General features: G+C 72.3%; 11 protein-coding genes and 1 pseudogene. All 12 read left to right on the top strand.

The window, feature by feature from the left end:
- Positions 1-190 precede the first annotated feature (190 nt).
- Positions 191-1225: an ABC transporter substrate-binding protein gene (locus tag ACZ5WG_RS06730; RefSeq protein ID WP_468721163.1), complete on the top strand. Its 1035-nt coding sequence runs from the start codon at positions 191-193 to the stop codon at positions 1223-1225.
- Entirely contained in the window at positions 1215-2330 is a 1116-nt protein-coding gene (locus tag ACZ5WG_RS06725) for a FecCD family ABC transporter permease (RefSeq protein WP_468721161.1), read from the top strand. The genes ACZ5WG_RS06730 and ACZ5WG_RS06725 overlap by 11 nt, the downstream gene beginning before the upstream one ends.
- Positions 2327-3118 carry an ABC transporter ATP-binding protein gene (locus ACZ5WG_RS06720; protein WP_468721160.1) on the top strand — a complete coding sequence of 264 codons (792 nt, stop codon included), beginning with the start codon at positions 2327-2329 and terminating at the stop codon, positions 3116-3118. Before ACZ5WG_RS06725 ends, ACZ5WG_RS06720 begins: the two co-directional genes overlap by 4 nt.
- A 12-nt stretch (positions 3119-3130) precedes the next feature.
- Positions 3131-3985 (top strand): Rossmann-like domain-containing protein, encoded by an 855-nt coding sequence (locus ACZ5WG_RS06715; protein ID WP_468721158.1) that lies wholly within the window; start codon positions 3131-3133, stop codon positions 3983-3985.
- Positions 3985-4986, top strand: a complete 1002-nt coding sequence (locus tag ACZ5WG_RS06710; protein ID WP_468721157.1) for a GHMP family kinase ATP-binding protein — start codon at positions 3985-3987, stop codon at positions 4984-4986. Before ACZ5WG_RS06715 ends, ACZ5WG_RS06710 begins: the two co-directional genes overlap by 1 nt.
- Entirely contained in the window at positions 4907-5971 is a 1065-nt protein-coding gene (locus tag ACZ5WG_RS06705) for a pyridoxal-phosphate dependent enzyme (RefSeq protein ID WP_468721156.1), read from the top strand. Before ACZ5WG_RS06710 ends, ACZ5WG_RS06705 begins: the two co-directional genes overlap by 80 nt.
- A gap of 150 nt (positions 5972-6121) precedes the next feature.
- A complete protein-coding gene (locus tag ACZ5WG_RS06700; RefSeq protein ID WP_468721154.1) occupies positions 6122-7630 on the top strand; it encodes an aldehyde dehydrogenase family protein in 1509 nt (502 codons plus the stop codon).
- Positions 7627-9168 carry a GMC family oxidoreductase gene (locus ACZ5WG_RS06695; protein ID WP_468721153.1) on the top strand — a complete coding sequence of 514 codons (1542 nt, stop codon included), beginning with the start codon at positions 7627-7629 and terminating at the stop codon, positions 9166-9168. The genes ACZ5WG_RS06700 and ACZ5WG_RS06695 overlap by 4 nt, the downstream gene beginning before the upstream one ends.
- Positions 9165-10271, top strand: coding sequence for a quaternary amine ABC transporter ATP-binding protein (locus ACZ5WG_RS06690; RefSeq protein ID WP_468721151.1), 1107 nt, complete (start codon positions 9165-9167; stop codon positions 10269-10271). The genes ACZ5WG_RS06695 and ACZ5WG_RS06690 overlap by 4 nt, the downstream gene beginning before the upstream one ends.
- Before the next feature lie 82 nt (positions 10272-10353).
- Positions 10354-12321, top strand: a complete 1968-nt coding sequence (locus ACZ5WG_RS06685; RefSeq protein WP_468721149.1) for an ABC transporter permease subunit — start codon at positions 10354-10356, stop codon at positions 12319-12321.
- 1 nt (position 12322) lies between these two features.
- Entirely contained in the window at positions 12323-13288 is a 966-nt protein-coding gene (locus ACZ5WG_RS06680) for an ABC transporter substrate-binding protein (RefSeq protein WP_468721148.1), read from the top strand.
- 106 nt (positions 13289-13394) lie between these two features.
- Positions 13395-13544 (top strand): annotated as a pseudogene (locus tag ACZ5WG_RS06675) (IS110 family transposase); the annotation flags it as partial.
- Positions 13545-13691: the final 147 nt, after the last annotated feature.

Raw genomic sequence — 13691 nt, 5'->3', positions numbered from 1 at the left:
GCCGCTGTCGGCGCGGGTGTGGTCGCCACGGTGTGGGTGCTCCTTGGGGGGCGGGGGAGCGGCTCGGCGAACCGCACCCCGAGGTCGTTAATGAAAATGAATACCATTACAGTACTCTCGAACGTGGCACTCCTGCCCGGTGCACGACAACACCCACCCACCCACCCCTCCCTCCCAGACCGGAGAACCCATGCGCCATCCCGCCCGCCTCGGCATCGCCCTGACCCTCGCCCTCGCCACCGCGGGCTGCTCCACGGCAGCCGGGGACGGCTCCCGGGCGGACGCCAGGCCCGGGGCCCGGAACAGCGCCGAGGGGGCTTCCGTCACCAGCTGCGGCCGACGGGTGTCCTTCGCCGAGCCGCCGCAGCGGACCGTCGCCCTGGACCAGACCTCGACCGAGACGCTGCTCGAACTCGGCCTCCAGGACCGGATGGCGGGGACCGCCAACCTCAAGACGAAGATCCCCGCGCCGTACGAGGCCGCGTACGCAAAGGTCCCGGTCATCGCCCCGAAGATCGCCACCGGTGAGCAACTGAGAGCCGCCACGCCCGACTTCGTCGTCGCCGGTTCCACGGACCTCTACACCGAGGACCGCGCCGGCACCCGCGAGGAACTGGACGCCCTCAAGGTCCCCACCTTCATCAGCGCCGTGGACTGCCCGCAGCAGAACCCGGCCGGCAAAACCCCCTTCGAGCTGCTCTTCTCCGACTACGAGAACCTGGGCAAGCTCTTCGGCGCCGAGGAGCGGGCCGGGAAACTCGTGGCCGGCCAGCGTGCGGCGGTCGCCCGGGCCGGGGAGAACGCCGCCAAGGCCGCCCAGGGAGGCGACCGGCCGACCGTCGTCTACCTCTACTCCGTCTTCAACGGCATGCCGTACGTGGCGGGCAGGACCGGCCTGCCCAGTGAGATGAGCCGGATCGTCGGCGCGGAGAACGCCTTCGACGACACCGACGAGGACTGGCCGGAGGTCTCCTGGGAGGAAGTCGCCCGGCGAGATCCGGACTTCATCGTGATCGGCGACCTGTCCGAGCGCGGCCGTCCCGGAGACAGTGCGGCCGAGAAGCGTGCCGCGATGACACGGCACCCGGTGATCTCGAAGCTGGCCGCCGTCCGCGACAACAAGATCCTCGAGGTGCCCGGCATCGAGCTGGACCCGTCCGTGCGCTCCGTACACGCCCTCGGGCTGCTGGCGAACGGCATGAAGGACCTCGGCTATGTCCGCTGACCCGGACACCCGGACGGACCGGGCGGATCTCCTGCTTCCGGCGGCCCGCGGGCGGGTGGTGACGGGGGGCTCCGCCACCTGCCGGCCCGGCCGGTCCGCGGCGGCCCACGTGGTCCTCCTGCTCCTTGCCGCAGGCGCCCTCGCGGGCTCGGTGGCGACTGCCGTGCGCACCGGCACCGCCGACGTCGGCTGGGCCGGCCTCACCCGGGTCCTCGGCTCCCACCTCGGCCTGGACGTGGTGCCGTTGCCCCCGCTGGTGGACTCGCTCATCTGGGACCTGCGGCTACCCCGCGTGCTGATGGCCACCCTCGTCGGCGCCTCGCTCGCCGTGTGCGGCACGGTGCTCCAGGCGGTCACCCGCAATGCACTCGCCGACCCCTACCTGCTCGGAGTCTCCTCCGGCGCGTCGACGGGAGCCGTCACCGTCGTCGTCCTCGGGATCGGCGCGAGCACGCTCGGGGTCACCGGCGGCGCACTCGCCGGCGCGCTGCTCTCCTTCGGCCTGCTCCTGCTGTTGCTGCGCCGCACCGGACTGGATTCCGTCCGAATCGTCCTCACCGGCGTGGTGGTCGGCCAGCTGTTCACCGCAGTCACCTCGCTGGTCCTGATGGCCTCGGCGGACGCGGACACCACGCGGGCCGTCACCCACTGGCTGCTGGGCTCGATGGCGCCGGCCCGCTGGAACACCGTCGTGGTCTGCGCGATCGTCACCCCGCTGGGGCTGCTGGTGGCGTGGCTCTGCTCGAACTCCCTGGACGGGCTCGCGTTCGGCACCGACACGGCCGCGTCGCTCGGGATCGGCGTACGGCACACGAGGATGCTGCTGCTCGTGGTCACGGCCGTGCTGACCGCGGTCGCCGTGGCCACCGTCGGCGCGATCGGTTTCGTGGGGCTGATCGTCCCGCACGGGGTCCGGTTCCTCGTCGGCCCGCTGCACCGCCTGCTGCTTCCGTACGCGGCGCTGGCGGGCGCGGTGTTCCTGGTCTGGACGGACGCGCTGGCACGGATCGCCTTCGCACCGCGAGAGGTTCCCGTCGGCGTGATCACCGCCCTGCTCGGCGTACCGCTCTTCCTCCTCGTGCTGCGCCGGCGGGGTGAACTGTGAGGATCACCGCCGAGGGGCTGAGCTGGTCGGTGGCGGGCACGCCGGTCGTACGCGAGGTCAGCGCGGACATCGCCCCCGGCGAGACGGTCGGGCTGCTCGGGCCCAACGGCTCGGGCAAGTCCTCGCTGCTGCGCTGCCTGGCCGGTCTGCGGGCCCCCGACGCGGGCACGGTCCGGTACGACGGAGAGTCCGTACGCCACTGGAGTGCGCGGCGGATCGCCCGTCATGTCGCCTTCGTCGGACAGGACCCGGGCGCGGACAGCGATCTGCCGGTCGCCGACGTCGTGGGCCTGGGCCGGACCCCGTTCCGGGACCGCTGGCGCAGGCCGGACGCCACCGACCGGGCGGTGGTCGCCGCCGCGCTGGAACGCGTCGGACTCACCACACTCGCCGGCCGCTCCTGGAACGCCCTGTCGGGCGGCGAGCGGCAGCGCGCCCACATCGCCCGCGCGCTGGCCCAGCAGCCGTACGGGCTCCTGCTCGACGAGCCGACGAACCACCTCGATGTCAGACACCAGTTGGAACTGATGGAGCTGCTGGCCGGCACCGGCCGGACGGTCCTGGTCGCGCTGCACGACCTGTCGCTCGCCGCCCGGTACTGCGACCGGCTGATGCTCCTGCACCACGGCCGCCTGATCGCCTCCGGCACCCCCGCCGCCGTTCTCACCGCCGAGTGGCTCGCCGAGGTCTTCGAGGTCGACGCCGAACTCACCACCGACCCCCTGGGCCACCCCGCGGTCACCTACCGCGGGCCGCTCGACGCCCCCGCACTCCGACCCGCCCTGTGAAGAAGGAAGCCCATGCACCGCACGACCTCAACCCCCACCCCTACGCCCGTGACCTCCGTCGACGGGCTCATCGAGGCCGTCCTGGCCGGTGAACACGGCCCGCTCCCCTGCGAGCTCGTCGCCACGAGCGTGTTCTGGATCCATCACGGCACCCGCCTGGCCGGCGGCGACACCACCTACCTCAACCAGTACGTACTGGTCCGCCTCGGCGGCTCCTTCGGCGCCTGTGCCTTCGAGGCGGGCGAGATCGCCCCGTCGGTCTGCCACGACTCCTCCGGCACCCCGCTCGACGTCCTGCTGCGCGAGGCCCCGCGCCCGCTTCGGATCGCCGCCCTCGACGCCTACCTCTCCGAGACCCGCCCGCACCGCGTGGCCGGAGCGGCAGGAGACGCCGAGCCCGTGACCCTCCCCACCGGTACCCCGGAGGTCCGGGCGAAGGCCCGCGACGCGGCCATCGCCGGACTGCTCGACATCGAGGAGGGCGCCCGGGTCGGCCTCATCGGCGTCGTCAACCCGCTGGTCGCGGCGATCCGCGAGCGCGGCGGCGAACCCCTGCCCTGCGACTTCAACCTCAAGGCCACCCAGTGGGGCGACCCCGTCACCGACGACATGCACGAGGTGCTGGAGCGAGCCGAGGCCGTCGTGGCCACCGGAATGACCCTGAGCAACGGCTCGTTCGACACCATCCTGGAGCGCTGCCGTACCCGCGGCATCCCGCTGGTCGTCTACGCGCAGACCGGCAGCGCCGTCGCCCGCGCCTTCCTCGGCTCGGGCGTGACCGCACTGTCCGCGGAGCCGTTCCCCTTCTCCCAGTTCAGCGCCGAGGAGACGGTTCTGTACCGCTACCGGACGGTGAGCCGCGCGTGATGTCCACCGGCACCGGGGACGCCCCCTGCCACCACGGCGAGATCCTCCAGGGCGTCTTCCTCGACGACGACGGCCGCAGGTGCGCGGGCCTGGTCACCCTCCCCATGGCCGGCCCGGGAAGCCACGCCGAGTTCGTCCGCCGGCCCGCTACGGCGCCGGAGGCGCTCACCGCCGTACCCGCCGGCCGTACGAAGGCCGTACGGGCCGCGGCCCTCGCGGTGGCGGAGTGCGCCGAGCGGACCGGACAGCCTCCCTGCGGCGGGGAGTTGCTGCTCACCGGAGAGATACCGGTGGGCCTGGGCATGGGCAGCTCCACCAGCGACGTGATCGCCACCGTACGCGCGGTCGCGGACTCGTACGGGCTGTGGCTGGCCCCCGACACCGTGGCCCGGCTGGCCGTCCACGCGGAACTGGCCTGCGATCCGCTGATGCTGGACGGCCGGCCGGTGCTCTTCGCCCAGCGGGAGGGCCGGGTGCTGGAGGTCCTCGGCCCGGCCATGCCGCCGCTGGTCGTCGTGGGCTGTGCCCTCGGCGGGGGCGCGCCCGTGGACACCCTCTCCCTGCCCGTCAGGGAGGCCTCCGAGGCCGACGTACGGGCTTTCGAGCGGCTGCGCACGCTGCTGCGGCGGGCGGTGGCCACCGGGGACGCCCAACTGCTCGGCGAGGTCGCCACGGCCAGCGCCCGGCGCGGCCAACGGACGCTGCACCACCCGGAGTTCGATGCGCTGACCGGCATCTCCCGGCGGTCCGGGGCGGTCGGCGTACAGATCGCGCACAGCGGCTCGGTGGCGGGAGTGCTGTTCGACCCGGCCGCACCGGGCCTGCGGCACCGCGTGCGCAGCTGTCTGCGCGCCCTCGACGCCCACGGCATCCCCGCCACCCGGACCTTCACGACCTTCACCACCACCCAGGAGATCCTGCATGGACCAGCACATCGCGGAGGCGATCGGCCGTCCGGACCTGATACGTCTCGACGACCGGCTCGTCTGCCTGCGCTTTGAAACGATGAAGGTGGTCTCCGCCCTCGCGGCGGTGCGCCACCTGCTGGACACCGGCGCGGTGCGCCGCGGGGACACCCTGCTGGACAGCTCCAGCGGCATCTACGCGTACGCCCTCGCCCTGGCCTGCCACCGTTTCGGCATGCGCTGCCACATCGTCGGCTCGACGACGGTGGACCACACGCTGCGCACCCAGCTCGCCGTACTCGGGGCGACGCTGGAGCAGATGCAACCGTGCAGCGACCTCAAGCTCGACCAGAAGCGGCGCGTGGTGCGGATCCGGGAGATCCTCGCCGCACACCCCGAGTACCACTGGATGCGGCAGTACCACGACGACGTCCACTACCTCGGCTACCGCGCGATCGCCGACCGGATCCGGCAGGAGACGGGCGACGTGACCGGGCTCACCGTGGTCGGCGGGGTCGGCTCGGGGGCGTCCACGGGAGCTCTCGCCCGCTATCTGCGCGGGGCCGCCGCCGGCCCCGCCGACGTCGAACTCGTCGGCGTCCAGCCGTACGGCAGCCTCACCTTCGGCGCCGAACACGTCTCCGACCCCGAGATCATCATCGCCGGGATCGGCAGCTCCATCCCCTTCGGGAACGTCTCCCACGAGATGTACGACACCCTGCACTGGATCTCCTTCGACGCGGCGCTGGCCGGCAGCGTCGACCTGCTGCGCCGGCACGCGGTCTTCGCGGGCCTGTCGACCGGAGCCGGCTACCTCGCCGCCCGTCACGAACGCGGACGCTCGCCCGAGCGGACGGTCCTGTTCATCGCCGCCGACACCGGCCACCGCTACGTCGACACCGTCTACGCCCGCCACCGCGATGCCGCGCGGATCGCGGACCTCGTCCCGCAGGAGGTCTCCGACCAGAGCCGGCTGGCCCTTCCCTGGTCCCGTATGCGCTGGAACCGGGCCGCGGCGCCGGATACGGGCCTGCCGGCTCCACGGCGTACGCACCCCTGGTTTTCCACTCAAGAGATCTGAGTCATATGTCCTTATTTGTAACGCCTTCGCGAGTGAAGCAGAACACTCTCCGCAACGTTTTGCGCATGGATCTCGGGTGCCCGGGCAGGCGGCCGGACTGCTGGTGCAACCGGCAGGGGGATTCGAAAGAAGCGAAAGGCCGTACGTAACGTGACCGGAGCACAACAGACCATCCATGTGGGCGGAGAATGGCGCGCAGCCCTGTCCGGCGCCACCCGCGAGATCATCGACCCCGTCGACGCGACCCCGTTCGCGGTCGTGGCGGAGGGCGGTGTCCAGGACACCGACGACGCCGTGGCCGCGGCACGGGCGGCGTTCGACGACGGCGCGTGGCCGCGTACGCCGGTCGCCGAGCGGGCCGCCCTGCTGCGGCGGGTCGCCACCCTGCTGGAGCGCGACCGCGAGCGGATCGGCGCCCTGGAGAGCCAGGACGCGGGCAAGACGCTGGAAGAGGGCCGCGTCGACGTCGACTGCGTCCGCGATGCGTTCCTCTACTTCGCCGACCTCGTGGCGAGCGAGGACGGCGGACGGGTCGTCGACGCCGGTTCGGACGAGATCCGCAGTGTCGTCGTCCACGAGCCGGTCGGCGTCTGCGCCCTGATCACGCCATGGAACTACCCGCTGCTCCAGGCCAGCTGGAAGATCGCGCCCGCACTCGCCGCCGGCAACACGTTCGTGATCAAGCCCAGCGAGATCACCCCGCTGACCACCGTCGTGCTGATCGAACTGCTCCTGGAGGCCGGACTGCCGCTCGGGGCGGCCAACATCGTCACCGGTCCCGGCGGCACCGTCGGCGCCCGGCTCGCCGAGCACCCCGATGTCGACCTCGTCTCGTTCACGGGCGGTCTCGTCAGCGGTACGAAGGTCGCCAGGGCGGCAGCCGACAGCGTGAAGAAGGTCGCCCTCGAACTGGGCGGCAAGAACCCCAACGTCGTGTTCGCCGACGCATGTTCGACCCCTGAGGGGTTCGACACCGCCGTCGACCAGGCGCTCAACGCCGCCTTCATCCACAGCGGCCAGGTCTGCTCGGCCGGCTCGCGCCTCATCGTCGAGGAGCCGCTGCGCGAGCGTTTCGTCGCCGAACTCGCCCGCCGGGCCGAACTGATCCGGCTGGGACGCGGCACCGACGCGGGCGTCGAGTGCGGACCGCTGGTCTCCGCGGCCCAGTTGGCGAGGACCGAGGAGTACGTGGCCTCCGCCCTCGCCGAGGGCGCGGTCCTGCGCGCGGGCGGCGGGCAGCCGGCCGGTCCCGGCTACTTCTTCCGGCCCACGGTCCTCGACCGGTGCCACCGCGGGATGCGGGTCGTACGCGAAGAGGTCTTCGGCCCCGTCCTGACCGTCGAGACCTTCCGTACCGAGGAAGAGGCCGTCGCCCTCGCCAACGACACCGAGTACGGCCTCGCCGGAGCGGTGTGGACCTCCGACGAACAGCGTGCCCGGCGGGTCGCCGCCCGGCTGCGCCACGGAACCGTCTGGATCAACGACTTCCACCCCTACCTGCCACAGGCGGAATGGGGCGGCTTCGGGAAGTCCGGCATCGGCCGTGAACTGGGCCCCGGCGGTTTCGCCGAATACCGCGAGGCCAAGCACATCTACCAGAACCTCGCCCCGCGCCCCGTGCGCTGGTTCGCGGGCACGACGGCGAAGGACCGCGCATGAACGACCACGACGCGTACGACCGGCATGTGTACGACTACGTCGTCGTCGGCGGCGGCACCGCGGGTTCCGTGATCGCCTCCCGGCTGACCGAGGACCCGGACGTCAGCGTCGCCGTCATCGAGGGCGGCCCCAGCGACCTCGGCCGCGACGACGTCCTCACCCTGCGCCGCTGGATGGGCCTGCTCGGCGGCGAGCTCGACTACGACTACCCCACCACCGAGCAGCCCCGGGGCAACTCGCACATCCGCCACAGCCGTGCGCGGGTGCTGGGCGGCTGTTCCTCGCACAACACCCTCATCGCGTTCAAACCCCTTCCCTCCGACTGGGACGAGTGGGCGCAGGCCGGCGCCGAGGGGTGGGACGCGGCAGCCATGGATCCCTACTTCGCCCGGCTGCGCAACAACATCGTCCCCGTCGGCGAGGCGGACAGGAACGCGATCGCCCGGGACTTCGTCGACGCGGCGCAGACCTCGCTCGGTGTTCCGCACGTCGAGGGGTTCAACAGACGGCCCTTCCACGAGGGCGCCGGCTTCTTCGACCTCGCCTACCACCCGGAGGACAACAAGCGGTCGTCCGCTTCCGTCGCCTACCTGCACCCGTTCCTGGACCGGCCGAACCTGCACATCGCCCTGGAGACCTGGGCGTTCCGGCTGGAGCTGGAGGGGACCCGCGCCACCGGCGTGCACATCCGTACCCAGGAGGGCGCGGAGCACGTCGTACGCGCCCGGCGCGAGGTCCTGGTGTGCGCGGGGGCCGTGGACACCCCGCGCCTGCTGCTGCACTCCGGCATCGGGCCGCGCGCCGACCTGGAGAAGCTCGGCATCCCCGTCGTGCACGACCTGCCGGGCGTCGGGGAGAACCTGCTCGACCACCCCGAGTCGGTCATCGTGTGGGAGACGCACGGCCCGATCCCGGAGAACTCCGCGATGGACTCCGACGCCGGGCTGTTCGTCCGCCGGGACCCGGAGGCCGAGGGCCCGGACCTGATGTTCCACTTCTACCAGATCCCCTTCACCGACAATCCGGAGCGCCTGGGCTACGAACGGCCCGCGCACGGCGTGTCGATGACCCCGAACATCCCCAAGCCGCGCAGCCGTGGCCGGCTCTATCTGACGAGCGCCGACCCCGAGGACAAGCCCGCCCTCGACTTCCGGTACTTCACCGACGAGGACGACTACGACGGCCGCACCCTCGTCGACGGCATCCGTATCGCCCGGCAGATCGCGGCGAGCGAACCCCTGGCCGGATGGCTGAAGCGCGAGGTGTGCCCCGGTCCCGAGGTGACCTCCGACGAGGAACTCAGCGCGTACGCACGCCAGGTCGCCCACACCGTCTACCACCCGGCCGGCACCTGCCGGATGGGGGCCGCCGACGACGAACTCGCCGTCGTCGCACCCGACCTGAGGATCCGGGGCCTCGACGGCATCCGGATCGCCGACGCGTCCGTCTTCCCGACCATGACCGCCGTCAACCCGATGATCGGCGTGCTCATGGTCGGAGAGAAATGCGCCGACCTGCTGGGAGGAACCATCCGATGAGCACTGCGCCGCACACCACGACCCTTCCGGACACCACGACCGCGCCGCAGACCCCGGCGGAACCCGTCTTCTCCGTACGTGACCTGTGGAAGGTCTTCGGTCCGAAGGCCGACCGCGTGCCCGCCGACCGCGAGCTCGCCGCCCTCGGCGCCGCCGGGCTGCGCGAGCGCACCGGCTGCACCGCCGCGGTCCGCGACGTCTCCTTCGACGTCCGCAAGGGCGAGGTCTTCGTCGTCATGGGCCTGTCGGGCTCGGGCAAGTCGACGCTCGTTCGCTGCCTCACCCGGCTCATCGAACCCACCTCGGGCACGATCGCCATCGACGGCGAGGACGTGCTGTCCATGGACACCGGCCGGCTCCGCGAGCTGCGCCGGCACCGGGCGGCAATGGTCTTCCAGCACTTCGGGCTGCTGCCCCACCGGACGGTGCTCGACAACATCGCCTACGGGCTGGAGATCCAGGGCGTGGGCCGCGGCGAACGGCGTGAGCGGGCGGCGGAGTTCGTCGCCAAGGTCGGCCTGGACGGCATGGAGCACCGCAGGCCGGGCCAGTTGTCCGGCGGCCAGCAGCAGCGGGTCGGGCTGGCCCGCGCACTCGCCGTGGACCCCGAAGTCCTGCTGTTCGACGAGCCGTTCAGCGCGCTGGACCCGCTCATCCGCCGCGACATGCAGGAGGAGGTCGTACGCCTGCACCGGGAGGAGGGACGCACGATGGTCTTCATCACGCACGACCTGAGCGAGGCGCTGAAGCTCGGCGACCGCATCGCGCTGATGCGCGACGGCCGGATCGTGCAGCTCGGCACGCCGGAGGAGATCGTGGGCGCCCCCGCCGACGACTACGTCAGGGACTTCGTCCGGGACGTGCCGCGCGAGCAGGTGCTGACCGTCCGCTCGGCGATGCGCCCCGCCCTCGCCGGCGAATCCCAGGCCGGCCCCGCGCTCGCCCCGGACGCCACGGTCCACGAGGCCATCCAGGCCGTCGTCCGTACGGGCGCGAACGCGCGGGTCGTCGAGGACGGCAGGTGCCTCGGCGTGGTCGACCACGCGGGACTCCTCGGTGTCGTCGCCGGGGTACCGGCCGCGACCGGAAAGGCGGCGGCCTGATGTACGCCCATACGACCTGGCCGCCTCCGTGCGGCACGACCGGCGCCGGCGCCGTGCCGGCCGACGCCGGGCGGTGGGGCCGATGACCGCCACCGTCACCCCTGCTTCTCCGGGCTCCGCGACCGACGCCGGAGCCGGTGTGCTGCGCGCGCTCGCGCGCCACCGCGGACGGCTGATCGGCGTCGGCGCGGCCCTCGCGCTCGTCCTCGGATCCGTACTCCTGGGCGCCGGAAACTGGCCGGCGTCGCTCTCCGTCGACCTGTCGGGACCGCTCAAGCGCACCAGTGACTGGATCATCGACAACCGCGACGGACACCCCCTCTTCCTCTACTTCCTCGGGCACGTCAGCAACGTCGTGGTCGTCTCCGTCCGCGCGGTGTACCTGGTGCTGCTCGCCCTCGGCTGGGCCGGCGTCACCGCCGCCGCCGGGTTGCTGGCCTGGCGCGTCGCGGGAGTCCGGCTCGCGCTGACCTCCGTCGCCGCCTTCGCCGTGTGCGGACTGCTCGGCATGTGGGTGCCCACCATGCAGACGCTCGCCCTGATGGTGGTCGCCGTCGCCGCGTCCGTGCTGCTCGGCGGTCTCCTCGGGCTGGCCGCCGGCCTGTCGGACCGTATGCACCGCATCCTGCGGCCCGTGCTGGACACCATGCAGGTCCTGCCGGCCTTCGCGTACCTCCTGCCCGTCGTCCTGGTCTTCGGCATCGGAGTGCCCGCGGCCGTCCTCGCGACCGTCGTCTACGCGGCCCCGCCCATGGCCCGTCTCACCGCGCTCGGGCTGCGCGGCGCGGACGCCGGGGTCGTGGAGGCCGCCACCTCCCTCGGCGCCACCGGCAGGCAGCGGCTGCTGACGGCCCGGCTGCCGCTGGCCCGCAAGGAACTGCTGCTCGGTGTCAACCAGTCGATCATGATGGCCCTGGGGATGGCCGTGATCGCGTCCGTCATCGGCGCGGGCGGTCTCGGCGACCGCGTCTACCAGGCGCTGGCCTCCGTCGACGTCGGCGCCGCGCTCGCCGCCGGCGTGCCGATCGTGCTGCTCGCCATCGTCCTGGACCGGGTCACCGCCGCGGCGGGGGAGCGGATCGGCGCCCCTGTGACCCCCCGGAGCGGGCTCGTCCGGAACGTCGCCGCCCTGCTGACCGCCGCGGTCGCCGTCGGCGGCCGCCTCGTCGACGGACTCTCCTGGCCCGCCGGGTGGACGCTGGACATCGCGGAGCCCGTCAACGGGGCGGTCGACTGGATGACCGCCCACCTCTATTCCGGCGTGCCCCTCGTCGGCGGCACCGCCGACTGGGCGGGGCACTTCACCACGTGGGTCCTGAACCCCCTGCGCGACGCACTGCAGTGGCTGCCCTGGTGGGCGGTCCTGCTGGCCGTCGGCGCACTCGCCCTGCTCATCGGCACCTGGCGCACCGCCGCGACCGCCGTCCTGGCGATGGCCGCGATCGGCGTCCTGGGTGTCTGGGACCCGGCGCTCGACACGCTGTCCCAGGTGCTGGCCGCCGTCGCCGTGACGCTGCTGCTCGGCTTCGCCCTCGGGGTCGCCGCGGCACGCAGCACCCGCCTGGGGCGTGTGCTGCGCCCGGTCCTCGACGTCTTCCAGACGATGCCGCAGTTCGTGTACCTGATTCCCGTGGTCGCCCTGTTCGGTGTGGGCCGCGCCCCGGCGGTCGCGGCCGCCGTGGTCTACGCGCTGCCCGCGGTGGTGCGGATCACGGCCCAGGGCGTGCGCGCGGTGGATCCGGCCGCTCTGGAGTCCTCGCGCTCGATGGGCGCGACCGGGCGGCAGCAGCTGTTCCAGGTCCAGCTGCCGCTGGCACGGCCCGCGCTGCTGCTGGCCGTCAACCAGGGCGTGGTGCTGGTCCTCGCCGTGGTCGTCATCGGCGGCCTCGTGGGCGGCGGCGCGCTCGGCTACGACGCGGTCTTCGGTCTCGCCCAGGGCGACCTGGCGACCGGTCTGGTCGCCGGCGCGGCGATCGTCTGCCTCGGCCTGATGCTCGACCGCGTCACCCAGCCGACACAGCGCCGCGACCTCGCCGGAAAGGGGGCCTGACATGGCTCGCACACGATCCGCCGCACTCGCGGCCGGCCTCGCCGTCGCCCTGACGGCCCTCACGGGCTGCGGCGCCGCCGACATGACCCGCCAGGCCTCCCCGTACGCCGACGCGAAGGGCTCCCGCACGGTGACGCTGTCCGTGCAGTCGTGGGTGGGCGCGCAGGCCAACGTCGCCGTCGCCCAGTACCTGCTGGAGCACGAGCTCCGCTACCGGGTGGACACCGTCCAGATCGACGAGGTACCCGCCTGGGACGCGCTCAGCCAGGGCCGGGTGGACGCCATCCTGGAGGACTGGGGCCACCCGGAGCAGGAGAAGCGGTACGTCGACGACAAGGGGACGATCAAGCGGGGTGGCGATCTCGGGGTGACCGGCCACATCGGCTGGTTCGTGCCGACGTACTTCGCCGAGGAACACCCGGACGTCACCGACTGGAAGAACCTGAACAAGTACGCCGACCAGTTCCGTACCGCGGAGAGCGGCGGCAAGGGCCAGTTGCTGGACGGCTCCCCGTCCTACGTGACGAACGACAAGGCACTCGTGAACAGCCTGGGCCTCGACTACCAGGTCGTGTTCGCGGGCTCGGAGGCGGCGCAGATCACGCAGATCAGGCAGTTCGCCAAGGAGAAGAAGCCGTTCCTGAGTTACTGGTACAAGCCCCAGTGGCTGTTCGAGAAGGTCCCGATGACGGAGGTGGAACTGCCCGCCTACCAGGAGGGCTGTGACGCCGACCCGGAGAAGGTGGCCTGCGCGTACCCGCACACGCCGCTGCAGAAGTTCCTCAACGCCCGCTTCGCGGACGGCGGGGGCGATGCCGCCGCCTTCCTGAAGAAGTTCCGGTGGACGACCGAGATGCAGAACGACGTCGCCCTGATGATCGCGGATCAGAAGCTGTCGCCGCAGGAGGCGGCGGGCCGCTGGGTGAAGGAGAACGAGGCCACCTGGCGGGCCTGGCTGCCGTCCTGACCCGGGTGCCGCACGGAGGGGGGATCCACGGGATCCCCCCTTTCCCGTTTCGGCGGCCCCGCAATGGGGCGCCCGGTCTCCTAGGCCGGGAGGCTCGGCCAGGGACGGGACCGTGCTCGTCGTGGTCGACCAGCCGGCCTCCATCGGCGCTCTGCCGCCGGCGGTGGCCCGGGACATGGGCTGCCCGGTCGCCCATCTGCCCGGACTGACGGTGCGGCGGATCGCCGACCTCCACCCGGGTGAGGCCAGGGCAAATGACGTCGGCTGAAATACCACCCCGCAATCACGTCTGCCGCAGCCCGATGATTCTCTGCCAGGGCCCACCGAATTGGGCCAGGTCAGGGTCCGGCTCCAGGTAATCCACGTCACCTCGAGTTCCCCTTGAGTCGCTCTCGGAATCAAA

The organism is Streptomyces sp. NPDC032745 (assembly GCF_055579465.1).
The sequence above is the reverse complement of the archived record's forward strand: the minus strand, read 5'-3'. Positions and strand labels throughout refer to the sequence as shown.

Excerpts from the sequence above, each read along its gene's own strand:
- ACZ5WG_RS06705 (WP_468721156.1), top strand. The coding sequence starts at position 4,907 with ATGGACCAGCACATCGCGGAGGCGATCGGCCGTCCGGACCTGATACGT.
- ACZ5WG_RS06730 (WP_468721163.1), top strand. The coding sequence starts at position 191 with ATGCGCCATCCCGCCCGCCTCGGCATCGCCCTGACCCTCGCCCTCGCC.
- ACZ5WG_RS06725 (WP_468721161.1), top strand. The coding sequence starts at position 1,215 with ATGTCCGCTGACCCGGACACCCGGACGGACCGGGCGGATCTCCTGCTT.
- ACZ5WG_RS06690 (WP_468721151.1), top strand. The coding sequence starts at position 9,165 with ATGAGCACTGCGCCGCACACCACGACCCTTCCGGACACCACGACCGCG.
- ACZ5WG_RS06685 (WP_468721149.1), top strand. The coding sequence starts at position 10,354 with ATGACCGCCACCGTCACCCCTGCTTCTCCGGGCTCCGCGACCGACGCC.
- ACZ5WG_RS06680 (WP_468721148.1), top strand. The coding sequence starts at position 12,323 with ATGGCTCGCACACGATCCGCCGCACTCGCGGCCGGCCTCGCCGTCGCC.
- ACZ5WG_RS06715 (WP_468721158.1), top strand. The coding sequence starts at position 3,131 with ATGCACCGCACGACCTCAACCCCCACCCCTACGCCCGTGACCTCCGTC.
- ACZ5WG_RS06695 (WP_468721153.1), top strand. The coding sequence starts at position 7,627 with ATGAACGACCACGACGCGTACGACCGGCATGTGTACGACTACGTCGTC.
- ACZ5WG_RS06710 (WP_468721157.1), top strand. The coding sequence starts at position 3,985 with ATGTCCACCGGCACCGGGGACGCCCCCTGCCACCACGGCGAGATCCTC.